This is a genomic window from Mycobacterium syngnathidarum, assembly GCF_001942625.1.
GTDB classification, from domain to species: domain Bacteria; phylum Actinomycetota; class Actinomycetes; order Mycobacteriales; family Mycobacteriaceae; genus Mycobacterium; species Mycobacterium syngnathidarum.
This window is the reverse complement of record NZ_MLCL01000089.1, coordinates 553,903-576,797: the sequence shown is the minus strand read 5'-3', so window position 1 is coordinate 576,797 and position 22,895 is coordinate 553,903. Positions and strand designations below refer to the sequence as shown.

General features: G+C 67.6%; 25 protein-coding genes. 14 read left to right on the top strand and 11 right to left on the bottom strand.

What is annotated here, in order from left to right; genetic code table 11:
• The first annotated feature begins 126 nt into the window (after positions 1-126).
• Positions 127-789: a TetR/AcrR family transcriptional regulator gene (locus tag BKG60_RS28670; RefSeq protein ID WP_070185502.1), complete on the top strand. Its 663-nt coding sequence runs from the start codon at positions 127-129 to the stop codon at positions 787-789.
• A 45-nt stretch (positions 790-834) separates the two neighbouring features.
• Positions 835-1,698 (top strand): GNAT family N-acetyltransferase, encoded by an 864-nt coding sequence (locus BKG60_RS28665; protein ID WP_070945932.1) that lies wholly within the window; start codon positions 835-837, stop codon positions 1,696-1,698.
• Between the two features lies 1 nt (position 1,699).
• On the opposite strand, the gene BKG60_RS28660 is transcribed toward BKG60_RS28665, so the two are convergent.
• From BKG60_RS28660 to BKG60_RS28650, 3 genes are all read right to left on the bottom strand, one after another.
• The gene (locus BKG60_RS28660; RefSeq protein ID WP_070945933.1) at positions 1,700-2,314 is read right to left on the bottom strand and encodes a pyridoxamine 5'-phosphate oxidase family protein; all 615 of its coding nucleotides are present in this window, start codon (positions 2,312-2,314) and stop codon (positions 1,700-1,702) included.
• A 141-nt stretch (positions 2,315-2,455) separates the two neighbouring features.
• A complete protein-coding gene (menE, locus tag BKG60_RS28655) occupies positions 2,456-3,574 on the bottom strand; it encodes an o-succinylbenzoate--CoA ligase (RefSeq protein ID WP_207549592.1) in 1,119 nt (372 codons plus the stop codon).
• Positions 3,575-3,618: 44 nt separating this feature from the next.
• Positions 3,619-3,981: a DUF3349 domain-containing protein gene (locus BKG60_RS28650; protein ID WP_070185505.1), complete on the bottom strand. Its 363-nt coding sequence runs from the start codon at positions 3,979-3,981 to the stop codon at positions 3,619-3,621.
• 265 nt (positions 3,982-4,246) lie between these two features.
• On the opposite strand from BKG60_RS28650, the gene BKG60_RS28645 reads away from it, so the two are divergent.
• Genes BKG60_RS28645 through BKG60_RS28635 form a run of 3 tightly spaced genes read left to right on the top strand, consistent with a single transcriptional unit; the run spans position 4,247 to position 6,159 of the window.
• A complete protein-coding gene (locus tag BKG60_RS28645; protein WP_070185506.1) occupies positions 4,247-5,521 on the top strand; it encodes an inorganic phosphate transporter in 1,275 nt (424 codons plus the stop codon).
• A gap of 34 nt (positions 5,522-5,555) precedes the next feature.
• Positions 5,556-5,840, top strand: coding sequence for a hypothetical protein (locus BKG60_RS28640; RefSeq protein WP_070185507.1), 285 nt, complete (start codon positions 5,556-5,558; stop codon positions 5,838-5,840).
• A gap of 31 nt (positions 5,841-5,871) precedes the next feature.
• Entirely contained in the window at positions 5,872-6,159 is a 288-nt protein-coding gene (locus BKG60_RS28635; RefSeq protein ID WP_255740602.1) for a DUF3349 domain-containing protein, read from the top strand.
• A gap of 10 nt (positions 6,160-6,169) precedes the next feature.
• Here BKG60_RS28635 and BKG60_RS28630 read toward each other — a convergent pair whose 3' ends face one another.
• A complete protein-coding gene (locus tag BKG60_RS28630; protein WP_070185508.1) occupies positions 6,170-6,550 on the bottom strand; it encodes a VOC family protein in 381 nt (126 codons plus the stop codon).
• A 45-nt stretch (positions 6,551-6,595) separates the two neighbouring features.
• On the bottom strand, positions 6,596-7,465 hold the full coding sequence (locus tag BKG60_RS28625) for an SDR family oxidoreductase (RefSeq protein ID WP_070185509.1): 870 nt from the start codon (positions 7,463-7,465) through the stop codon (positions 6,596-6,598).
• A 92-nt stretch (positions 7,466-7,557) separates the two neighbouring features.
• On the opposite strand from BKG60_RS28625, the gene BKG60_RS28620 reads away from it, so the two are divergent.
• A complete protein-coding gene (locus BKG60_RS28620; protein WP_070185510.1) occupies positions 7,558-8,052 on the top strand; it encodes a pyridoxamine 5'-phosphate oxidase family protein in 495 nt (164 codons plus the stop codon).
• Here the strand turns inward: BKG60_RS28620 and BKG60_RS28615 are convergent.
• On the bottom strand, positions 8,049-8,966 hold the full coding sequence (locus tag BKG60_RS28615) for a 1,4-dihydroxy-2-naphthoyl-CoA synthase (RefSeq protein WP_070185511.1): 918 nt from the start codon (positions 8,964-8,966) through the stop codon (positions 8,049-8,051). The two genes, BKG60_RS28620 and BKG60_RS28615, sit on opposite strands and share 4 nt — an antisense overlap.
• A 110-nt stretch (positions 8,967-9,076) precedes the next feature.
• Between BKG60_RS28615 and BKG60_RS28610 the strand changes: the two genes are divergently transcribed.
• Entirely contained in the window at positions 9,077-9,355 is a 279-nt protein-coding gene (locus BKG60_RS28610; RefSeq protein ID WP_070185512.1) for a hypothetical protein, read from the top strand.
• Between the two features lie 8 nt (positions 9,356-9,363).
• On the opposite strand, the gene BKG60_RS28605 is transcribed toward BKG60_RS28610, so the two are convergent.
• From BKG60_RS28605 to BKG60_RS28585, 5 genes are all read right to left on the bottom strand, one after another.
• Positions 9,364-9,813: a nitroreductase family deazaflavin-dependent oxidoreductase gene (locus tag BKG60_RS28605; protein WP_070945937.1), complete on the bottom strand. Its 450-nt coding sequence runs from the start codon at positions 9,811-9,813 to the stop codon at positions 9,364-9,366.
• 9 nt (positions 9,814-9,822) lie between these two features.
• The gene (locus BKG60_RS28600) at positions 9,823-10,512 is read right to left on the bottom strand and encodes an HAD family hydrolase (RefSeq protein ID WP_070945960.1); all 690 of its coding nucleotides are present in this window, start codon (positions 10,510-10,512) and stop codon (positions 9,823-9,825) included.
• Between the two features lie 22 nt (positions 10,513-10,534).
• Positions 10,535-11,761 (bottom strand): RNA polymerase sigma factor, encoded by a 1,227-nt coding sequence (locus tag BKG60_RS28595; RefSeq protein WP_075910309.1) that lies wholly within the window; start codon positions 11,759-11,761, stop codon positions 10,535-10,537.
• Positions 11,762-12,085: 324 nt separating this feature from the next.
• Entirely contained in the window at positions 12,086-13,696 is a 1,611-nt protein-coding gene (fadD8, locus tag BKG60_RS28590) for a fatty-acid--CoA ligase FadD8 (RefSeq protein WP_075910264.1), read from the bottom strand.
• Positions 13,697-13,904: 208 nt separating this feature from the next.
• Entirely contained in the window at positions 13,905-14,363 is a 459-nt protein-coding gene (locus BKG60_RS28585) for a YciI family protein (RefSeq protein WP_070187035.1), read from the bottom strand.
• Between the two features lie 161 nt (positions 14,364-14,524).
• Here BKG60_RS28585 and BKG60_RS28580 point away from each other — a divergent pair, with 161 nt between their 5' ends.
• From BKG60_RS28580 to BKG60_RS28550, 7 genes are all read left to right on the top strand, one after another.
• Positions 14,525-15,712 carry a PA2928 family protein gene (locus BKG60_RS28580; protein WP_239252242.1) on the top strand — a complete coding sequence of 396 codons (1,188 nt, stop codon included), beginning with the start codon at positions 14,525-14,527 and terminating at the stop codon, positions 15,710-15,712.
• Positions 15,713-15,722: 10 nt separating this feature from the next.
• Positions 15,723-17,333, top strand: coding sequence for an amidohydrolase (locus BKG60_RS28575; RefSeq protein ID WP_075910263.1), 1,611 nt, complete (start codon positions 15,723-15,725; stop codon positions 17,331-17,333).
• Between the two features lie 29 nt (positions 17,334-17,362).
• Positions 17,363-18,928, top strand: a complete 1,566-nt coding sequence (locus tag BKG60_RS28570; RefSeq protein ID WP_070945939.1) for a long-chain-fatty-acid--CoA ligase — start codon at positions 17,363-17,365, stop codon at positions 18,926-18,928.
• A gap of 114 nt (positions 18,929-19,042) precedes the next feature.
• Positions 19,043-19,978 (top strand): esterase family protein, encoded by a 936-nt coding sequence (locus BKG60_RS28565; RefSeq protein WP_278185133.1) that lies wholly within the window; start codon positions 19,043-19,045, stop codon positions 19,976-19,978.
• 22 nt (positions 19,979-20,000) lie between these two features.
• Positions 20,001-20,972, top strand: coding sequence for an o-succinylbenzoate synthase (locus BKG60_RS28560; RefSeq protein ID WP_070945940.1), 972 nt, complete (start codon positions 20,001-20,003; stop codon positions 20,970-20,972).
• Positions 20,973-21,144: 172 nt separating this feature from the next.
• A complete protein-coding gene (locus tag BKG60_RS28555) occupies positions 21,145-22,137 on the top strand; it encodes a GlxA family transcriptional regulator (protein ID WP_239252258.1) in 993 nt (330 codons plus the stop codon).
• Positions 22,138-22,149: 12 nt separating this feature from the next.
• Positions 22,150-22,875, top strand: a complete 726-nt coding sequence (locus tag BKG60_RS28550) for a DJ-1/PfpI family protein (RefSeq protein ID WP_070187039.1) — start codon at positions 22,150-22,152, stop codon at positions 22,873-22,875.
• Positions 22,876-22,895: the final 20 nt, after the last annotated feature.

Sequence of the window (22,895 nt, the reverse complement as noted above, 5' to 3'; positions counted from 1 at the left end):
TCCCGACTTTCGATGTGCTTGCGACAGCCCAGCTGTTAGGCGGCCTAGCAGTTCGAGCGTAAAGTTAGTGTAAGAAGTGGATACGATCAATCCACTTATGACCCCGATCACTTAGGCTTCAGGGATATGACCGAGGAAACACGCCGCGTGTTGCGCAGGGATGCCGAGCGCAATCGGCAACGAGTGCTCACCGCAGCGCGGGAGCTGTTTGCCGAAAAAGGTCTCGAGGCGACACTCAATGACGTGGCACGTCACGCCAACGTCGGGGTGGGCACGGTTTACCGGCGCTTCGCCACCAAGGAAGAGCTCATCGAGGCCATCTTCGTGGACGGCATGGAACAGCTCACCGCGCTGGCGGAAACGGCACTGCAACATCACGATTCGTGGCAGGGCTTCGCGTGGTACGTCGAGGCCATGTGTGAGATCACGGCGACCGACCGAGGCTTGCGGGAAATCGCGTTCAGCAAGGCGTACGGCGGCGACCGGGTCAAGGCCTGCCAGGAGCGGCTCGTCCCGGTATTGACCAAACTGGTTGAGCGGGCGCAGGGCGACGGCCACCTTCGCCCGGAGGTGTCCTCGACCGACATGCCACTGCTCGGGCTGTTGTCCGGCACGGTGAGTGAATTCGCCGGCAACGTCGATCCCGACCTGTGGCGCCGATATGTGGCCATAGTGTTGGAGGGCATGCGCTACCACGCTGATCAGTCATCCATTCCGGTGGCAGCACTCGACAGTGAAGCGCTCGACATCGCGATGCAGTCCTGGGAGCCGGCCGGGCCGCCTCGCTGACCGACACTCACGTTTCGGAAATGCCTGTGCGGGCACAATATCCATGTGGTGATCAAAGGTGACTCAGAACGCGACTCGGATCAGTTGTTCTGCGGGGCTGACCTGGCCCGGCGCATCGAGAAGGCCGAAGCCGACCTGATTTCGGCGGCGACGCACGCTGCCGGCGACCGCGGGGCTCAAGGGCTGGTGTTGCCGGTGGCCGGCGGCTATGCCTGTTTCGCCGAGCCGGATTCGCCGATGAACAAGGTGGTCGGCCTCGGTTTCGACGGGATGCCCGACGAGGCCGTGCTGGGTGAGATCGAGCGGGTCTTCGCGGCTCGGGGCAGCGCGACCCGGGTGGAACTGTCCAACCTGGCCGACCCTGAGATCACCGCATTGCTGTCGGGTCGCGGCTATCGCCTCGAAGAGTTCGAGAACGTGCTCGGTCGCCCGCTGGTGGGCGACGAGCACCCGCCGGTGACGGACGTGCAGGTGCGCCGGGCCGACGATCTCAGCGCCTGGGTGAATGTCGTGGTCGAGGGCTTCGCCCATCCCGATGGTGAGGGGCCGCTGAGCCACGAGCAGTTCCCGGCCGACATCATCGAGCGGGCGGAGCGGGACATGGAAAAAGCCGGGGCGACAGCGTATATCGCGCTGTGTGACGGCGTGGTCGCCGGTGGCGGGATGATGCGGCTGGCCGGTGGGATCGCTCAGCTGGCCGGCGCTGCGACGGCGCCGGCCTACCGGCGCCGCGGGGTGCAGTCCGCACTGCTGGCGGCCCGGCTGCATGAGGCCGCCGAGGCCGGATGCGAGATCGCCGTGGTGACCACGGCGCCCGGCTCGAAGTCCCAGCACAATGTGCAGCGCCGCGGCTTCCAGCTGCTCTACTCGCGGGCGGTCCTGGTGAAACCGGCCGAATTGGTGCAGTAGTTCAGTAGAGGACTTTGCGCAGGTTGTCCTCGCTGTAATACGCGTCGAGTTCGGCCTGACTCTGATCGGGTTTGAACGCCTTGGCCATCTGGGCCACCGAGGGCACCGCCGTCGGATCCCAGGTCTCGGGCTTCCACGCGTCCGAGCGCAGGAATGCCTTGGGGCAGTGGAAGAACACTTCCTCGATGGCGATTTCCAACGCGAGGATCGGCTGCTTGCCGCCGACGGCCATGGCATCGAAATAGTCTGCGTCCGACAGTATCCGGGCGGTGCCGTTGATCCTCAGGGTGTCACCGCGGCCGGGGATGACGAACACCGTGCCTACGTGGGGGCGTTGCAACACGTTGAGGAAGCCGTCGACACGCCGGTTGCCCGGCCGTTCCGGGATCGCGATCGTGGTGTCGTCGATGATCTGGACGAAGCCCGGCGGGTCACCTTTGGGAGAGACGTCGACGCGGCCATGCGCATCGGTGGTCGCCACGAAGCCCAGCGGTGACTGCTTGAGCCAGGCCTGCTGCGCCTCCGACAGCCGGTCGGTCACCTTCTTGGCGACGGCTGCGGTGGGTTGCCCGACGATGGCGCGCAGCTCATCTGCGGAGGTCACTTCACGACGCATGCCTCCATCATGCCCAAGCCGACAAGTGAAATTCCTGACACGGTTTTCGGCGGGGGTTCTCGCGGGGTTCCCGCGAGAACAACGCAGTGGTCGTAATCCGGGGCGGGCGAGAGCCACGGCGTTGTTTTGGGCGTGCGCCGCTCAGCTGTAGCGGGCGGCCAATGCGCGCCGATCGATCTTGCCGATGCCGCGTCGGGGCAACTCGTCGACGATGTGCACCTCGCGCGGGGCCGCGGTCGCATCGAGGGTGTGCGCCACGTGGGCGCGCAGCTCGGCCACACCAGGCGCCGACGCGCCGGGGGTGAGCACCAGCGCGGCCACCACGCGCTGACCGAGCCGCTCGTCGGGCACCCCGAACACCGCGCAGTCAGCGATCGCCGGATGGTCGGCCAGCACCGATTCGACCAGCTGTGGCAGCACCGTCAAGCCGCCGGTACTCACGGCGTCGTCGACCCGGCCCAACACCCGCAATACTCCCGAATCATCCAGGACGCCAAGGTCATCGGTACGGAACCAGCCGGGTTCGGCGAACGGGTCGGGGTTGGCCGGGTTGCGATACCCCTTGGCCACGGTGGCCCCGCCGAGCAGGATGCGGGAATCGGCACCTGACGTCGCCGCCGGGGCGGCTCCGGCGATACGCACCTTCACACCGTCGAGTGCCACGCCGTCGTACACGCAGCCGCCCGCGGTCTCGCTCATGCCGTACGTGCGCACCACGTTCACCCCCGCGGCCTGCGCGCGTTCGGCCAGCCCGGCCGGCATGGGCCCGCCGCCGATCAGCACGGCGTCGAGGTCGGCCAGTGCCTCCGTGGCGGCCGGGTGGTGCAGGGCCTTGTCCAGCTGCACCGCCACCAGCGAGGCATAGCGGCGGCCGCCGCCCAAAGCGGCCACCGCGGAGGGCAACTCACTCGGGTCGAAGGACGCCCCGATGCTGACGGGTGCGGTGCCGGCCAGTGCACTGCGCACCAGAACCTGCAGACCCGCAATGTGATAGACGGGCAGGGCGAGCAGCCAACGTCCGTCACCGCCCAGCCGGGCGTGGGTGGCGGTCGCACTGGCCCGCAGCGCGTCGGCGGTCAGCAGCGCGCCTTTGGGCCTGCCGGTGGTACCCGAGGTCGAGACCACCACGGCAACGTCGTCGTCGATGTCATCTCCGGCGCGCAAAGTGCTTGTCAGCAAATAACTCTGACGTTCGTCGGCGGCGGGGACGGGCAGTATCGCCGATCCGCTTCCGGTCAGAACCTCGTCGAGGATGGTCAGTAGTTCGTCCGTCGCGGCACCGACGGGAACGGGGCGCAGGACGGCTATGCCAGGCTCCCAGGGTCTTTCGGCTCATCGCCGTTGCGGTGGCCGATGTCGTCGGGGTCGAGAGCGTCCTCGGCGTCGCGCGGATCGTCCAACGGCCAACCTTTGGTGGCCAAGCGTTCCCGCACCCGCTCGACGTCCTCGGCGCGGGGCAGCTCGTCGGTGATCTGGGTGATCAGCACACCGATGTCGATGTGATCGAAATCACCGCGATCGATGAGATCGTGTGCCACGGCTTTGACTTCGTCGTTGGTCAGCCGCCGCGTCAACAGCGCCAACAGCGGCACCCGGTCTGGCCCGGGCACCCCCTCGGGGTACCCGGCATTGAGCCAGGCCGCGATCTTCGCGAGAAAAGCGTTCACTGTGCCTACTCCTGATGCACCCGAGCGAGGTTCCTCCGGACATACGAGTTTGAGCCGGGGGACCGCCTTGATGTTAGTGCTGTCCGCCGACTCGGGCTCGCAGTGAACTTATAGCCAGCTCGGGGATCGGCAAACCGCCCCGGCGAACAATCCGGGGTGGACAGATGAACACTCGGTGAACTCATTCGGAGCGTATTCGAATTGCCAGCTCAGCGTGGTGTTTCCGGCTGGTCAAAATCGCCGGCGGTCCGACAGAATTACGGCCATGAGCGCTGAGCTGATCGTCCTGGTGCTGTTGATAGCAACGGCCCTGGCTTTTGACTTCACCAATGGCTTTCACGACACCGGCAACGCCATGGCCACCTCGATCGCCACTCGCGCTCTCAAGCCGAAGACTGCGGTGCTGCTCGCCGGGGTGCTCAACCTGGTCGGCGCCTTCCTCTCGGTCGAGGTCGCCATCACCGTCACCAGCTCGGTGCTCAAGATCCAGGACTCCAAGTCCGGGTCCCTGATCCCGTCGATCGACGCCTCGACCGGGCTGACGATCATCTTCGCGGGCTTGATCGGCGGCATCCTGTGGAACCTGCTGACCTGGCTGTTCGGTATCCCTTCGAGCTCCTCGCACGCACTGTTCGGCGGTTTGATCGGCGCCGGTCTGGCCGCCATCGGCCTGGCCGGGGTGAACTGGTCCGGCGTCACCCAGAAGGTGCTGATCCCGGCGGTGGCCGCCCCGGTGATCGCCTGCCTGGTGGCCGGGTGCGGCACCTGGCTCGTCTACCGCATCACCCGCAACGTCGCGCAAAAGCGCCGCGAGGCAGGGTTCCGCTGGGGCCAGATCGCCACCGCTTCGCTGGTCGCACTCTCGCACGGAACCAACGACGCGCAGAAGACCATGGGTGTGATCGCGCTCGCGCTCATCACCACCGGTCACCTCAGCGGGGACGTGAAGAGCAACGGCCTGCCGTTCTGGATCATCGCCTCTTGCGCGCTGGCCATCGGCCTGGGCACCTACATCGGCGGCTGGCGGGTTATCCGCACCCTGGGCAAGGGCCTGGTCGAGATCGAATCTCCGCAGGGCCTGGCCGCCGAAGCCTCATCGGCCGCGATCATCCTGAGCTCCAGCGCGGCCGGCATGGCCCTGTCGACCACCCACGTCGCGACCGGCTCGATCCTGGGCAGCGGCGTCGGCAAACCCGGCGCCGAGGTGCGGTGGGCGGTCGCGGGCCGCATGGCGGTGGCCTGGCTGGTGACGCTGCCGGCCGCGGGCTTCGTCGGTGCGCTGGCCTTCTGGCTCTCGCACGGTGTCGAGTCCCTGACCTCCTCGGCGCTCGCCGGCGACGGACTGATCTTCTTCGTGCTGGTCGCGCTCTCCGGATACATGTGGTGGCGCGCCCAGCAGCAGAAGGTCGATCACAGCAACGTCAACGCCGATTGGGACCACTCCACCAACTCGGTGGTGCCCGCGGACCTGCGTGAGACCGCCGAGCCCGCCGCCCCGGGCACCGACAAGAAGCCCGGCGTCGACAAAGCCAGCGTCTGATCACCGGATCGCACAGCGGACACAAGGAATCGAAATGACTTATCTGGAAGCCATTTTCAAGGTGCTGGTGGTCGGGCTCGTCCTCGGCGCCGGTCTGCCTGCGGTGTTCGCCGCGGGACTGGTTGCCTACTCCAACGGTGAGGGCGGTACGAGCGCCGACGGCACCACCCACGCCCCGAATCCCGCTTTGAAGTTCCTCGGCCTGGCATTGTTCGTACTGGTGGGTTTCGTGATTCTGGTTGCCATCGCGTGGATTACGCGCACCACGATCATCCACCACACGGGCATCGACCTGTTCCCGTTCCTGCCCACGAAGTGAGTCGAGCGTGGTGAACGAGACAACGAGCTTCCTGGACAACGTCCTGAACTGGTTGCGGGCCGGCTACCCCGAAGGGGTGCCGCCCACCGACCAGTTCGCCCTGCTGGCGCTGCTGACCCGGTCGCTGTCCGAGGACGAGGTGGTCAAGGCCACGCACGACATCCTGCGGTCCAGCACCGGCGATCGTCCGGTCACCGACGACGAGATCCGCCTGGCGGTACGCAACGTCATCGACAAGGACCCCAATCCCGAAGAGGTCAACCAGGTTGCCGCGCGGCTGGCCTCGGTGGGTTGGCCGTTGTCGTCACCGGCGCGCTGAGCGCCGGCGCTCAGCGGGTGTCCCGGCGCAGCGGGTGGGTGTCTGGGACCTGCACGAAAATCAGGGTGATTCCGTCCGGGTCGGTCACGTGCATCTCGTGCAGACCCCACGGCTCCTCGGCCGCGGCCCGGGCGATCACCACGCCGCGGCCTTCCAGTTCCGCCTGGGTGGCGTAGACGTCGCGCACCTGCAGCCACATCGCCCCGGGGAACTGCCCGGGTTCTGTCGGGCTGTGGTGGCCGGCCAGCTCGATCAATGACTGCCCGGCGTAAAAGACTGTGCCCGCCCCGTATTCGCGAGCGATGGCCAGACCGATCCCGTCGCGGTAGAACGCCACCGACTTCGGGTAGTCGACCGGCCGGAGCAACATCCGACTGGCCAGGATTTCCATATCCCTTGTCTACCACCGCGGCCGGACCGGTCGCCTCGCGACACGTCAGGCCGGCTGGACCCGTTGCCGCTTCATCACCGCGTCGACGAGCCCGGGCGCGACGGTGTTGAGCGCCTTGGCGGTCACCGCCATCCGTGGGGCGATCTGCACCGGGCGGGTGCGCGCCGCGGTCAGCATCCAGTCGGCGGCCTCGGCGGCCGACAGCCCGGGCAGCCCGTCGTAGGCCCGGGTGGGGGCGATCATCGGGGTCTTCACCAGCGGGTAGTACAGCGTGGTGGAATGCACGCCGTCGGTGGCCCACTCGGTTTCGATGACCCGGCTGACCGCGGCCAGTGCCGCCTTGGAGGCGTTGTACACGGCGAACAGCGGGGCCGATTCGTTCATCACACCCCAGGTGGCGACGTTGATGATGTGGCCGTCACCGCGGTCCCGCATCCCCGGGGCCAGGCCGCGAATGAGCCGCAGTGGTGAGTAGTAGTTCAGCGTCATGGTGCGCTCGACGTCATGCCAGCGCTCCAGCGAGTCGGACAGCGGCCGCCGGATCGACCGGCCCGCGTTGTTGATCAGGATGTCGATGCCGCCCAGCTCGCGTTCCACGGTGGCGACCAGTGCGTCCACGGCGTCCAGGTCGGACAGGTCCACCGCGTGGGCGCGCGCGTCACCGCCGTTGGCCGTGATCCGGCTGACCAGGTCGTCGAGCAGATCTCGACGGCGGGCCACCGCGACGACGGTGGCGCCCTTGGCGGCGAACTTCTCGGCGGCTGCCTCACCGATGCCCGAAGAGGCGCCGGTCAGCAGGATGCGCTTGCCGGCGACGTCGATGTCGGCGTGGGCTTGTAGCCGTTCGGTCAGCGGCGGACGCATGCTGGTCAGCAACAGCTGTTCGGACAGCCGGCGCAGCGGGCTCTTGCTCATGCGCCGAGTTTAAGAGGCCTGGATTTGCCCTCCGTATCCCGCATGCCGCACTTGCGCGATGACTTGTCGGCCTGCGCCGAGTCGGTACCGCCATGACCATCATCGGCAAGCTCGACCAGCGATTCAGTGAAGCAACCGAGGCGACGAGCTGGGAGTCGGCCGCGGCAGCCCTCGGTGCCGCCGGGCTGTACTGGCTCACCACCGTGCGGGGTAACGGCCGGCCGCACGTCACACCGTTGGTCGGTGTGTGGACCGGCGATGCGCTGGTGTTCTGCACCGGCCCCGCCGAGCAGAAGGCGCGCAACTTGCAGGCCGGCGCGGCCGTCGCCGTCACGACCGGAACCAACACCTGGGCCGCGGGTCTCGACGTCGTCGTCGAGGGCACCGCCGCGCGCGTGACCGGCCGGCAGCGGTTGACCGCCCTGGCCGACGCGTACCGGGGCAAGTACGGCGACGACTGGGATTTCGATTGCGACGACGACGTTTTCGATTCGCAGGGCCAGCCGGCGTTCGTCTACGAGGTGGTTCCGGCCAAGGTGATCGCGTTCGCGAAGTCACCTCATGGCCAGACCACCTTCCGCTTCTAGAAGTAGCGCGGGAAACCGCTCCAGTCCGGATCGCGCTTCTGCAGGAACGCGTCGCGACCCTCGACGGCCTCGTCGGTCATGTAGGCCAGTCGGGTGGCCTCGCCGGCGAACACCTGCTGGCCCACCAGGCCGTCGTCGATCAGGTTGAACGAGAACTTGAGCATGCGGATCGCCTGGGGCGACTTGCCGTTGATCTCGGTGGCCCACTGCAGTCCGACGGACTCCAGTTCGGCATGGTCGACGACCTCGTTGACCGCGCCCATCTGATACATGGTCTCGGCGTCGTACGCGCGGCCCAGGAAGAAGATCTCGCGGGCGAACTTCTGTCCCGTCTGCCGTGCCAGGTAGGCGCTGCCGAACCCGCCGTCGAAGCTGCCGACATCGGCGTCGGTCTGCTTGAACCGGGCATGCTGGCGGCTGGCCAAGGTGAGGTCACACGTGACGTGCAGGCTGTGCCCACCGCCGGCGGCCCAACCGTTGACCAGACAGATCACCACCTTCGGCATGAACCGGATCAGCCGCTGCACCTCGAGGATGTGCAGCCGCCCGGCCCGTGCCGGGTCGACGGTCTCGGCGGTTTCACCTGCCGCGTACTGGTAGCCCGACCGGCCGCGGATACGTTGGTCCCCACCGGAGCAGAAGGCCCAGCCGCCGTCCTTGGCCGAGGGTCCGTTGCCGGTCAACAGGACCACGCCGACGTCGGGGGACATCCGGGCGTGGTCGAGGACGCGGTACAGCTCGTCGACCGTGTGCGGCCGGAAGGCGTTGCGCACCTCGGGCCGGTCGAACGCGATCCGCACCGTGGGCTGCCGGGAGTCGTCGGCGACATGCCGGTGGTAGGTGATGTCGGTCAGGTCGTCGAAGCCGGGTACCGGCTCCCAGGCTGTCGGGTCGAACGGGTTGTCTGCACTCACGTGCTCGACTGTAGAGCGAACGTATCCAGAGGTTTCACAGGTATCGCCGCGGGGTACCAACCCCGGCGCGATGGTGCGTACCGCGCATCACCAGAGGAGAGAGGGCCACGATGAAGAAGTTGGCGAGTGTGTTGATGTCGGGTTTGGCCGCGGGCGTGGTGCTCGTGGGCTGCACACCCGAGGTGACCGGCGGTGACACGAAGTGCGAGGACTTCATCGGGCAGGACGAGAAGACGCAGAACGACGCGGTGGCCAAGATGCTCAAGGATGAGAAGGGCACCGATGCGGCCCAGCTGGAGATCACCGGAACCCGGTTGGCCGTGCAGACGTTCTGCCAGACGGCGGGCAAGCAGGACTCCAAGATCAAGGAGGCCCCGCACCTGAGCTGAGCCCCGGGTTAGATCGGGTCCAGCCGGAAGACCGGGCACCGCCCCGCGAGTGATTCGAACTCGTCGGGGTTGGGCCCGGTCACCAGGCCGGCGTTGCGCATGAAGCCCACTCCGGTCGGTACCAGAACCGGGAACTGGCGCAGCAGTGGGCGGGCTTGCTCGGCGGGGATCTCGACCATGCGCACCCGCTGGTCTTTGCGGCCCTGATGCACCGTGGCCTCGCCTGCGGCGCGGGCGTTGGCCGCCCAGTCGCCTTTGGGCAGCCCGCCGACGATGTAGCGGTGGCCGTCGATGGTCATCGGGGTGACCGGCGTCGAGCGGGGCTTCCCGGTCTTGCGGCCCGGCAGGGTCAGTACGACGGGGCCCTTGTCGCCGCCGACGCCGAGCTTGTTCAGCCCGATCATCATCTTGTTGACGTACTTCAGCCACCACGGTGGCCGGATGCGGTCGTCAGCCATGCCTACACACTAGGCACGGATGCCGACGTCGTGCAGGGCCGCGATCAAGCCGTCGGGGCGCTCGGCGGTGGGCAGCGGGTCGACCAACGCGAACTGGCACCCCACCGCGCGGGCGCCGCCGTCGGCCTCTTCACTGTCGCCGACCATCAGCGCGTCCGCGGCGGTTACCCCGAGACGGTCCAGCGCCGCGGTGAAAATCGCCGGATCGGGTTTGACGGCGCCGACTTCGAAGGACAGCACGAACTCGTCGACGTGCCCGGAGGCGCCGATCGCGGCGAAGGCCGGTCGTACATCGAAAGCGATGTTGGAGACGACGGCAGTCCGAATTCCTTGTGCTTTGAGGTTTTCGAACACCCGAGCCGTGTCCGGATAGGCGGTCCAGCTGGCCGGGTCGATCACCCGGTTGTACAGCGATTCCGCGTGGTGGTCGGCCAATCCGGATTCGCGCAGCACGTGCAGATAGGCCTCGCGGTGCAGGTGCGGCGCCAGGTCGCGGTTGGCCCACGCCCGGTACTGCTCGTCGGTCATGGCCACCGAGCGTCCGGTCGGCGCGGTCAGGCGGCGCATGAGCTCGGTCTGGACGTGACCGTCGACCTCTTGCTCGTCGACGGCCATCCCGGCGAACCAGCTGTCCTGTTCCTCGAGGCGGAACAGGGTCCCGGAGAAGTCGAACAACACCGCGGCCACCATGTCCGCCATCGTGCCACGCGGGTGGCCGGTATCAGCCGCGTTCACGGATGGCCTTGTCCACCAACACCTGTCGTTCACGTTCGTTGTCGGCCAAGGATGCGGCCCGGTGAAACTGCTCGGCCGCGTCGTGGTGCCGACCCAGCCGGGCCAGCAGTTCGCCGCGGACGCTGGGCAGCAGATAGGAGCCATCAAGGCCCTCGATGCCGTCGACGATCTCCAATGCTTCCCGCGGCCCCGAGTGCATCGCGACGGCCACCGCGCGGTTGAGCTGTACTACCGGCGACGGGGTGATCTGCAGCAGCGCGTCGTACAGGGCGACGATGCGAGTCCAGTCGGTTTCGGCCGCGGTCGGGGCCACCGCATGACATTCGGCGAGCGCGGCCTGCAGGGCATAAGGGCCCCAACCACGTTGCTGTCGTGCCGCACTGCAGCGTTGCAGGGCCGCGACGCCGCGTTGGATCTGCGCGCGGTCCCACCGGGCCCGGTTCTGGTCTTCCAGCAGGATGGGCCGGCCCTCGGCGTCGGTGCGGGCCGCAAAACGTGAAGATTGGAATTCCATCAGTGCCACCAGGCCGTGAACCTCGGGTTCGTCGGGTATCAGCGCGGCCAGGACGCGGCCCAATCTCAGTGCCTCGCTGCACAATTCGTCTCGGATCCAGCGCCGGCCGGCAGAGGCCGAGTAGCCCTCGTTGTAGATCAAGTAGATGACCGAGAGCACCGCCGACAGCCGTCGCGGGCACTCGTCACGCGGTGGCACCTCGAAGGGCGGGTCAGCCTGGGCCAGGGTCTTTTTCGCGCGAGTGATGCGGGCGGCCGCGGTGGCCGTCGAGGTCAGGAAGGCCCTGGCGATCTCGTCGGTGCTCAACCCGCCGACCATGCGCAAGGTCAGCGCGATCTGGGCCTCGCGGGACAGCACCGGGTGAGCGGCGATGAAGATGAGCCGCAGCACATCGTCGTCGATGCGGTCGGGGTCCCAGGCCTCCTCGACGTGTTCGGCCAACTCACGGGCCAGCACCGCGTACTTGGCGTCGAGGTTCTCCGCGCGCCGCCAGTGATCGATGGCCTTGCGTTTGGCCACCGTGGTCAGCCAGGCGCCTGGATTGCGCGGCACGCCGGAGGCCGGCCACTGCGTCAGCGCGTCGAGCAGGGCTTCGGAGGCCAGATCCTCGGCCAGGGCGACGTCGCCGACCGCACGGGTGAGCGTGGCCAGGATCTTGGCCGCCTCCATCCGCCACACCGCGTCGAGTGTCTGCTGCATGTCGGCAGCGGGTGCCGGGTTGTCAGCCACGCCGCCATTCTGCCGAGCCCGCTGTCGCCGCGCCCCGCCGTCGCCGCCGTGCCCCAGTGTCGCCGCCGCGCCCCATTGTCACGCCAGAGTGGCGCTCGCCGCCGACAGCCACTCCCGCGTGACAAAGCCCGATGGCTCGAGGCGTCATCCCGTCCGAGCGTCACGTCAGAGTGGCACTCAAGCGCGAGCGCCACTCTGACGTGACAAAGCGGGGCAAAGGGCGTGACAAAGCGGGGCAAAGGGCGTGACAAAGCGGGGCAAAACGGGCCCGTCAAAGCGCGCCGACAGAGAACGTCAGCCGATCGCGCGGGCAGCGCCCTCCCAGAACTGGGCCCGCACGGCTTTCTTGTCGGGCTTGCCGAGCGCGGTCACCGGCACGGAGTCGACGACGATCACCTGCTTGGGTGATTGCACCGAGCCCTTGCGCTCCTTGACCGATGCCTGGATCTCGGCGGTCACCTTGGCCACCGCCTCGTCGTCGGATGCCGCGTCGGGCCGCAGCACGATCACGGCGGTCACGGCCTCGCCCCACTTCTCGTCGGGAGTGCCGATCACGCACACCTGGGCCACCGAAGGATGTTCGGCCACAACGTCTTCCACCTCGCGCGGGAACACGTTGAACCCGCCGGTGACGATCATGTCCTTGACCCGGTCGACGATGAACCAGTAGCCGTCCTCGTCCTCACGGGCCATGTCTCCGGTGTGCAGCCAGCCGTCTTTGAAGGTATCCGCGGTGGCTTCGGGCAGCTTCCAGTAACCGCCGGCCAGCAATGGCCCGGACACGCAGATCTCGCCGACCTCGCCCTGCGCAACAGGCTGACCGGAAGCGTCCAGCAGCGCGGTGCGCGCGAACAGGGTGGGTCGGCCGCAGGAGGTCAGCCGCTTCTCGTCGTGGTCCTTCTTGCCCAGGTACGAGATCACCATCGGCGCCTCGGACTGGCCGTAGTACTGCGCGAAGATCGGCCCGAAACGCTTGAGTGCCTCGGCCAGCCGCACCGGGTTCATCGCCGAGGCGCCGTAGTACACCGTCTCCAGCGACGACAGGTCGCGGGTGTGGGAGTCCGGGTGGTCCATCAGCGCGTAGATCATCGACGGCACCAGCATGGTCGCGGTGATGCGCCGCTCCTCGATCACCCGCAGCACCTCGGCGGGGTCGAACTTGGGCAGCACGATCATCTCGCCGCCCTTGACGATCGTCGGCACGAAGAACGCGGCCCCGGCATGAGAGAGCGGCGTGCACATCAGGAATCGCGGATTTTCGGGCCATTCCCACTCGGCGAGCTGGATCGTGGTCATGGTGGTGATCGACCGCACCGTGCCCATCACGCCCTTGGGCTTACCGGTGGTGCCGCCGGTGTAGGTCAGCCCGCCGATGTGATCGGGCTCCAGTTCGGCGGCCACCAGCGGCACGGGGGAGTACTTGGCGGCCTCGGCCGTCAGGTCGACGACCGACGCGTCGGCACCGGCCAGGGCCTCGGGCACGGGGCCGATGGTCAGCACCTGGCGCAGGGAGGGCACTTTCTCCAGCAATCCGAGGGCCCGCTCGGCGAACGCGGGGGTGGGGTCGATGATGAGCGTTGTCACCTCGGCGTCGGTCAGCACATAGGCGTGGTCGTCGAGGGAACCGAGAGGGTGTAGTGCGGTGCGACGGTAGCCCTGGGTCTGGCCGGCGCCGATGATCATCAGCACCTCGGGGCGGTTCAGCGACAGCAGGCCGACGCCTTCACCGGCGCCGGCGCCGAGCGCCTCGAAGGCCTGAATGTACTGGCTGATGCGTTCCGCGAGCTCGCCGCCGGTCAGCGTGGTGTCGCCGAGGAACAGCACGGGCTTGTCCTTGTTGCGCTTGAGCGCGCCGACGGTGAGGTGGCCGGAATGGATCGGATGGTGCAGCAAGGCATCACTCATGGAGTCCAGACTAGAACGTGTTCCAGAAACCGTGGAGCCGATCCCCTGATATGGCGTGTAACACATGGTGGCCGCGGACCGAAATACCGATCGAAATACAGGTAGCGCGGTACTCGTGTCGCGGCATTCAGCGCTGCCTAGCGTGACTGATTGTGGGGGGTGGGAGCCAGGCCCCGGCGGGTTAGGGACCGCCGGGGTCTGTGCCCGATCAGCGGTTGGCGGCCTCGCGGGCCTGCCGGGCCAGCTTCTCGGCCACCTCGGCCTTCCACTGGATCTCCTTCTGCACCCACTCGTTGTCCTGCGGGAACTCGTCGGTCTCGCTGACCCGGCGGACCTCCAGCTTCACGCCCTGGCCCAGCGGGCATTTCCGGGCCCACTGCTTGGCCTCCTCCTTGGAGGACACGTCGAGGATCCAGAACCCGTTGAACAGTTCCTTGGCCTCGGTGTAGGGCCCGTCGGTGACCACCGGCGGATCGGCGTTGAAATCGACCACGAAGCCTTCTTCCGGGTCGGTCAGTCCCTCACCGGCCAGCAGCACACCGGCCTTGATGAGCTCCTCGTTGTAGCGGCCCATCGACGCGATGATCTCGTCGAAGTCGATGTTCTGCTCGGCCATGGCGACCTCGGCCTCGGGGGTGGAACGCATGATCAGCATGTAGCGCGACATTGTGTGTCTCCTTCGTGCGTAGGGAAGGGGCTCGCTTATCGTGCCCTCGTTACTACGTCGAACGGCACCCCACGAAAATCGACACGGCTCGAAAACTTTTTGGAATTTTCTCAATCCGCAGGCCAGGCGCCTCTTAGAGGCGGCCGATAGATATGGATTTCATGACCGACGACGCGCTAGCCGGCGCGCAACGCAACGTCCCCATGTGGAAGATCGCCGCGATCGCGGTCGTGGTGGTCGGGCTGCTCGCCGGGATTTTCGCCAGCACACGGTTGGCCAATCAGCCCATGGTCAGCGTGGGGCCGGTCGTCGCCTACGCGACGGTGCACGACCAGGATGCGGTGCTGGTCGCCTACGGGCGCACCGGCGGGACGGTGGGCCCGCCGTTCGGTTCCGGCGACACCTGGCAGGAACGGGTGGCGGCACTTTCGCTGGATACCGGTGAACTGTTGTGGGACGTCCAGCTCCACGACGGGCACGGGTGGGAGCGTGGTGTGCTCGCCGTGGCCGACGGCCTGGCGTACGTCGCCAGCGATCGGGGTCTGTCGATCGTGAAAGCCGACGACGGAAGCATCGTCGAGGGCACCGTCGGCGAGCACTACGTCGAGTCCTTCAACGGGTACAACGTCGACCCGCGTCTGGATGCCGTTGTCGCGCTGACGGATTCCGGGGTGGTCGAGGCGGTGCCGCTGGGGACGACGGAGCCCGCGGCGGTCACCGACGAATTCGCCGAGGCCTGGCGCACCACGCTGCTGGACAAGTCCACCCCCACGGCCGACTCCGATTTCGGGATCATCCACGTCGACCCGGCCGCGACGCCCGACGGCATGGTGCTGCCCGACGGCACCACCATCTCGATTCCCAAGCCGTACCGATCGCCGGATCCGCAGCTGATGCGCGGTGGCAAGGTGCTCGCGCGGCTCGACGGACTCACCAAGAAGGAGCTGGTGTACGAGGTGGTCCGCACCCCGGCCGCGTTGGCCACGCCTGCTCAGCTCGCCGAGGGCACCCACATGTTCAGCCACTACCATTCGTCGGCTGCGCCGCTCGGTGTCGACCACGGGGTGGTGCTGGTCGGCGGGGAGCGGGCCGACGATCCCCGTGTCGACGAGTTGCGGCTGTTCGACATCGATACCGGCGACACTCTCGCGGTGGTCGGCAATCTCGACGGTTATGTCCGCGCCACCGCGACACCGAACGGGTCGATCCTGGTGATCGCCGCAGAGGCGGGCAGTGGCCTGGACGACGACCGGGTGATCATCCTGCGACGTGACGGCCGAACCACTTCCACGCAGATCGGCGACACGGATTTCTGGGGACGCACCCGGGCCAACGTCACCACGCCTTAGCATCGCGAACATGACCAGCCCAGCTGATCTCGCCCTGTACGGAACCATCCTGACCGTCGACGAGACGCAACCCACAGCCGAGGGGCTCGCGGTCTCCGGCGGTCGCATCGTCGCCGTCGGGCCCCGCTCCGAGGTGGCAGCCTGGGTCGGTCCGGAGACCGATGTCCGTGAGGTCGACGGTTGTGTCATGCCGGGTTTCGTTGAGGCGCACGGTCATCCGCTGATGGAGGCGGTGGCCTTGTCCGGCCGGATCGTCGACATCCGTCCGGTCACCCTGGCCGGCGCGGAGGCGGTGCTCGACGCGATCGGTGCCGAGGTGGCCAAACGCGGGGCCGATGGTGCCTTCCTCAACGGCTGGGACCCGTTGCTGCAGCACGGGTTGCCCGAGCCGACGCTGGCCTGGCTGGACAGCGTCGCGCCGCGGATGCCGTTGGTGATCGTGCACAATTCGGGCCACAAGGCGTACTTCAACACCGCGGCCGCCCGGCGCGCCGGGCTGACGAAAGACACCCCGGATCCCAAGGGCGCCAAGTACGGCCGTGATGCCGACGGCAATCTCGACGGTACGGCCGAGGAGACCGGAGCGGTGTTCGGACTGCTGGGGGACGCCATCTCGGTGGGCGACTATCCGGCCATGCTGGCCGCCGAATGCGCGCGCCTGAACCGGGCTGGGCTGACCACGTGCTCGGAGATGGCGTTCGACCCGATGTTTCGGCCGTTGCTGGCGCAGATGCACGACCAGTTGACGGTGCGGTTGCGGACCTACGAGATGTCGACCGCCGCCCTGCACACAGACGCCAGCCCGTTCGAGGGCGACGACACCGTGCGTCAGGTCGGCATCAAGATCTGGGTCGACGGGTCGCCGTGGGTCGGCAACATCGACCTGACGTTCCCGTACCTGGACACCGATGCCACCCGGACCATCGGGGTGGTGCCCGGTTCCTGCGGCCACGCCAACTACACCAAAGAGCAGCTCACCGAGATCGTCGGCACCTTTTTCCCGCAGGGCTGGCAGCTGGCCTGCCATGTGCACGGGGACGCCGGGGTGGACACCATCCTCGACGTCTACGAAGAGGTGCTGCGCGCACATCCCCGCGACGATCATCGGCTGCGGCTGGAACACGTCGGTGCCATCACGCCCGAGCAGCTGCGGCGGGCGCATGCCCTTGGCGTCACCTGCAGTCTGTTCGTCGACCATCTGCACTACTGGGGCGATGTGCTCGTCGACGGGTTGTTCGGCCCCGAGCACGGCGGCCGGTGGATGCCCGCGGGGTCGGCCGTGGCGACCGGCATGCGGATCTCCCTGCACAACGATCCGCCGGTCACCCCGGAGGAGCCGCTGCGCAACATCAGTGTGGCCGTCACCCGCACCGCGCCGAGCGGTCGTGTCCTGGCGCCCGAAGAGCGGCTGACCGTCGAGCAGGGGATCCGGGCGCAGACCATCGATGCGGCGTGGCAGTTGTTCGCCGACAACGTGATCGGCTCACTGCAGGTCGGCAAGTACGCCGACCTCGTGATCGTGTCCGCCGACCCGCGCGAAACCGCCCCGGAAGCCATCGCCGACCTGGAGGTACAGGCCACGTTCCTGGCGGGCCGTCAGGTTTGTCCGAAAGCCGGTTGACGGGTCGCGTGCCGTGGCACGCTCGGGGCATGTCAGATTTGCCGGCACCGAAGTTTCTCGACGAACGCGTCGCTCACTGGGCGTCCACCAGACCTGACGACGAGGCGGTCACCTATCTGAGCCGCACCTGGACCTGGTCGCAGTGGTACGACCGGATCCAGCGGTTGGCCGGCGCACTGAGTGCATGGGGCGTGGCGCGCGGCGACGTCGTCGCGCTCGTCGACAAGAACCACCCGGCCTGCGTCGAGACGACCATCGCCGCCGCGTCGCTGGGGGCGGGCACCGCCATCATCAACTTCCGCCTCGCCGCCGACGAGCTGGACTACGTGCTCAACGACTGCGGCGCCAAGGTGCTCGTGGTCGGCGAGGAGTTGCGGGGCGGCATCGACGCGATCGCCGACCGGCTCACGTCCGTCGAGCACATCGTCACGGTGACACCCGAGGGTGGTGACGGCGACGAGTATGAGGCGCTGCTGGCGAGTGCGTCGCCGGTGGACCGGTCGCCGGATGCGCAGCCCGACGACGTGGCCATCATCATGTACTCCTCGGGCACCACCGGCCGGCCCAAAGGTATTGCGCTGACCCATGCCAACGTCATCGCTCACACCATCAACGCATTCGAGGGCTGGACGCTCAGCGCCGGGGACAAGAGCTTGGTGGCCATGCCGCTGTTCCATGTCGGCGGGTCGTCGTACATGCAGTGGGGGCTGCATCATGGGGCGCCGACGTACATGACGCGTGACGTCGACGGGATGGCGCTGGCCGGTGGCATCTTGGCCGGGGCGAACCGCACGTTCCTCGTGCCTGCCGTGCTGGCCAAGGTGTTCGACACCGGGGAGGACGCTGTGAAGCTGTTCGGCGCGTTGAAGACCTTCGCCTATGGGGCGTCGCCAATGCCGTTGCCGCTGTTGCGTTCTGCTTTGCAGGCCTGGCCGGAAACGGAGTTCATCCAGGTGTACGGACTGACGGAGGTGTCGGGTGCGATCAGCCGACTGGGGCCGGAGGACCATCGTGGGGCCAGTGAAGCGCGGCTGATGAGTGCCGGCACCGTGGTTCCCGGTTCCGAGGTCAAGGTCGTCGACCCGGACACCGGGGCCGAGGTTCCGGTCGGTGAACAGGGTGAATTGTGGTTCCGTTCACCGCAATTGATGAAAGGCTATCTCAACCGTCCGGAGGCCACGGCGGAGTCGATCACGCCCGAGGGCTGGTTCCGCACCGGCGACATCGGCCGCGTCGACGACGGCGGCTACATCTTCGTCGAAGACCGGCTCAAGGACATGATCATCTCCGGCGGCGAGAACATCTACTCGATCGAGGTCGAGCGGGTACTGGCCGAACATCCCGCTGTCACCGAGGTCGCGGTGATCGGCGTGCCGGACGAGAAGTGGGGCGAGTCGGTGAAAGCCGTTGTGACACTGGAGGGCGACGTTTCCGAACGAGAGTTGATCGCGTTCGCGCGGGACCATCTGGCGGCCTACAAGTGCCCCAAATCAGTCGACGTCGTCGACGAGCTGCCCCGAAATCCGACCGGCAAGATCCTCAAGAAGGATCTGCGCAAGCCGTACTGGGAGGGCCGCGACCGCGCCACGGTGTAGGAACAGGCTGCTGCCGGCTCTTCATTTCCCCTTCTCAGGGGAGTATTTTCGGCCCCATACGTGTGCGCGGAGATGTGGGGTGCGGACATGGCACATGCGCATAGATTGCAGAAGATGTCCCGCGGGTTCGGGATCTTGATCGTCCTGGCCCTGGTGGTGACCGGTGGGCTACTCGGGCCGCCGCCACGTGCAAGTGCCTGGTCAAGGGCGGGTTTGCCGGTCGAGATGTTGTCGGTGCCGTCCGCGGCGATGGGGCGCGACGTCAAAGTCCAGTTCCAGGGAGGCGGCTCCCACGCCGTCTATCTGCTGGATGGGCTGCGGGCACGTGACGACTTCAACGGGTGGGACATCGAGACCCCGGCGTTCGAGTGGTTCTACCAATCCGGGTTGTCGGTGGTCATGCCCGTCGGCGGCATGTCGAGCTTCTACACCGACTGGTACCAGCCGGCCGCGGGCAACGGCGGGGTGTGGACGTACAAGTGGGAGACCTTCCTGACCAGCGAATTACCGCAGTGGCTCGCCGCCAACAAGCGGGTGTCCTCGTCCGGCAATGCTGTCGTCGGGCTGTCGATGTCGGGCAGTTCGGCGCTCATTCTCGCCGCGTACTACCCGCAGCAGTTCCGGTACGCGGCATCGTTGTCGGCGTTCCTGAACCCGTCTGCCGGTCCGTGGCCCGGGCTGATCGGGCTGGCCATGGGTGACTCGGGCGGTTTCTCTGCCGAGGCGATGTGGGGGCCGCCCGGCGATCCGGCGTGGGCGCGCAACGACCCGACACTGCAGGTGGGGCGGCTGGCCGCGAACAACACCCGCATCTGGGTGTACTGCGGGTCGGGCACCCCGGGCGAGCTGGGTGGCGGTGACCTGCCGTCCACCTTCCTGGAAAACACGGCGCTGCAGAGCAACTTCAACTTCCGCGACCAGTACGTGGCCGCCGGTGGGCACAACGCGGTGTTCAATTTCCCGCCGACCGGCACCCACACCTGGGGTTACTGGGGTGCACAGCTGAACCAGATGAAGCCCGACATCCAGCGGACATTGGGCGCGGCCTGACCGTTTGGGCATCATTGATGGCGTGACTGACGCGACGGCGGCGCTTGACGATATCCTCGAACGCCTGCACGTCGTGGCCCTGCCGATGCGAGTTCGCTTCCGCGGCATCACCGTTCGTGAAGTAGCGCTGATCGACGGCCCGGCCGGCTGGGGTGAGTTCGGCGCATTTGTCGAATACGAGCCGCCCGAGGCGGCGGCCTGGCTGGCCTCAGCGGTGGAAGCGGCATATCGGCCCGCGCCCGTCGTGTATCGGGACCGTGTCCCGATCAATGCCACCGTGCCCGCCGTGCCGGCGGGCCAGGTGCCGGAGATCCTGGCGCGGTTCCCCGGGGCGCGCACGGCCAAGGTCAAGGTGGCCGAACCCGGACAGACCTTGGCCGATGACGTCGCGCGCGTCAACGCCGTGCGCGCGCAGGTCCCGGTGGTGCGGGTGGATGCCAACGGCGGCTGGACGGTGGAAGAGGCCGCTGCGGCCGCCGCGGCGCTGACCGCCGACGGGCCGCTGGAATATCTGGAGCAGCCGTGCGCGAGAGTTGATGAGCTGGCGGCCCTGCGGCAGCAGGTGGCGGTGCCGATCGCCGCTGACGAGTCGATCCGCAAGGCCTCCGATCCGCTGCGGGTGGTGCGCGCTCGCGCTGCTGACGTCGCAGTGCTCAAGGTCGCGCCGCTGGGCGGGGTGACGCGGATGCTCGACATCGCCGCGCAGATCGACATTCCCGTCGTGGTGTCCAGTGCGCTGGATTCCGCGGTGGGCATCGCGCGCGGACTGCTGGCCGCTGCCGCGTTGCCCGAGCTGGAGCATGCGTGCGGGCTGGGCACCGGCGGTTTCTTCGTGGCCGATGTCGCCGGCGTTCCAGCGCCGGTCGACGGATATCTGCCGGTCGGGACGGTTGTTCCGGATCCTGCCCGGCTCTCGGAGCTGGCCGCGACGCCGCAGCGACGGCAATGGTGGATCGATCGCGTGCGGCAGTGCCACCCGCTGATATTGGAGTAGGGACGCCGCCGCGGTGAGTGTGCCTCGGTCGTTTCGATCGCCGTTGTCACGCTGGCGTGGCAGTCGAGGGCGGGCGCCACTCCAGCGTTGCAGCCGCCAATAGATCGATGTCCTGATTTGTGGGGTACACGGCATAGACGCCATCGCCGAGGTCGCGAACACTGAAGAGGTGATGCGATCGGTGATGATCCTGGGCTATGCCGGGGTGCAGGCCCTGGACCTGGTCGGGCCGTTCGACGTGTTTTCCACCGCCACTCTGGTCCTGGCCGGAAAGGGCAGGCCCGACGACGGCTATGCCGTCACCTTGACCGCCGTGGACGGCCAACCCGTGGCCACCCTCACCGGGTTGGAGTTCGTCGCGGCCCCGTTGCCCGGCTCTCATGAGCCGATCGACACGATCGTCATCCCGGGCGGAATCGGCGCCGACGCTGCCCGCGGCAACCCGGCCGTCGTCGACTGGATCAGCACCGCGGCCAAGCACGCCCGCCGCGTCGTCAGTGTGTGCACAGGAGCGTTCCTGGCTGCGCAGGCCGGCCTGCTCGACGGCTGCCCGGCCACCACCCACTGGTCCGAGGCGCGCCGGATGGCCGAGGAATTCCCTTTAGTGGCAGTCGATCCGGAGCCGATCTTCGTCCGGAGCTCCGAGCAGGTGTGGACGGCGGCCGGCGTCACGGCGGGGATCGACCTGGCGTTGGCGCTGGTCGAGGATGACTACGGCACCGACGTCGCGCAGACGGTCGCCCGGTACCTGGTGCTGTATCTGCGCCGCCCCGGCGGGCAGACACAGTTCGCCGCGCCGGTGTGGATGCCACGGGCCAAACGGGCCCCGATCCGTGCGGTGCAGGAAGCTATCGAGACCGAACCCGGTGGCACACACAGCATTTCCGAGCTGGCCCGGCGCGCGGCGATGAGCCCGCGGCATTTCACCAGGGTGTTCGCCGATGAGGTCGGGGAAGCACCCGGCGCTTACGTCGAGCGTATCCGCACCGATGCCGCGCGCCGCCAGCTCGAGGAGTCCGACGACACCGTCACCGCGATCGCCGCCCGGTGCGGGTTCGGCACCGCGGAGACCATGAGGCGCAATTTCGTTCGACGCCTCGGTATTTCACCCGACCAATATCGAAAGACATCCGCGCACTCGAGGAGTGCGGATTTAACCGCCTGAAAGGACCAACCCATGCAGATCGCCATCGTGTTGTACCCCAGCTTCACCGCGCTCGACTTCATCGGGCCCTATGAGGTGTTGCGCAACCTGCCTGACACCGAAGTGCGTTTCGTCTGGCACGAGCCGGGCCCCGTCACCGCCGATTCCGGCGTGCTGACTGTGGGCGCCACCCACAGTTTCGACGAAACCCCGTCACCCGACGTGGTGCTGGTGCCCGGCGGTCCGGGTACCACCATGGTGGCCAGGGATGAGAAGGTCCTCGACTGGCTGCGCCAGGTGTACCCGGGGACCACCTGGATGGCGTCGGTGTGCTCGGGTTCGCTGGCGCTGGCCGCAGCGGGCCTGCTGGACGGGAAACCGGCCACCTCGCACTGGTCGGTGCTGAGCGCGCTGAAGATGATGGGCGCGAAGCCGGTGGGGGACCAGCGCATCGTGCGCGCCGACCCCGACGGCAAAGTGATCACCGCGGCGGGCGTCTCGGCGGGAATCGACCTGGGCATCTGGCTCGCCGGCCAGATCGCCGGCCAGGCGAAGGCCAAGGCCATCCAGCTGATGATCGAGTACGACCCCCAGCCCCCGTTCGACTCCGGGCACATGTCGAAGGCGAGCGCGACCACGAAGGCGGGCGCCACCGCGCTGCTGAGCAAGGACATGATCAAACCCGAACCGCTCAAGGCCGGGGTGCTGCTGGCGTGGGATCAGGCGATCCGCAAGGTGCGGGGGCGCCGCACCGCGTGAGCGCTAATCCGGCCTGAGCG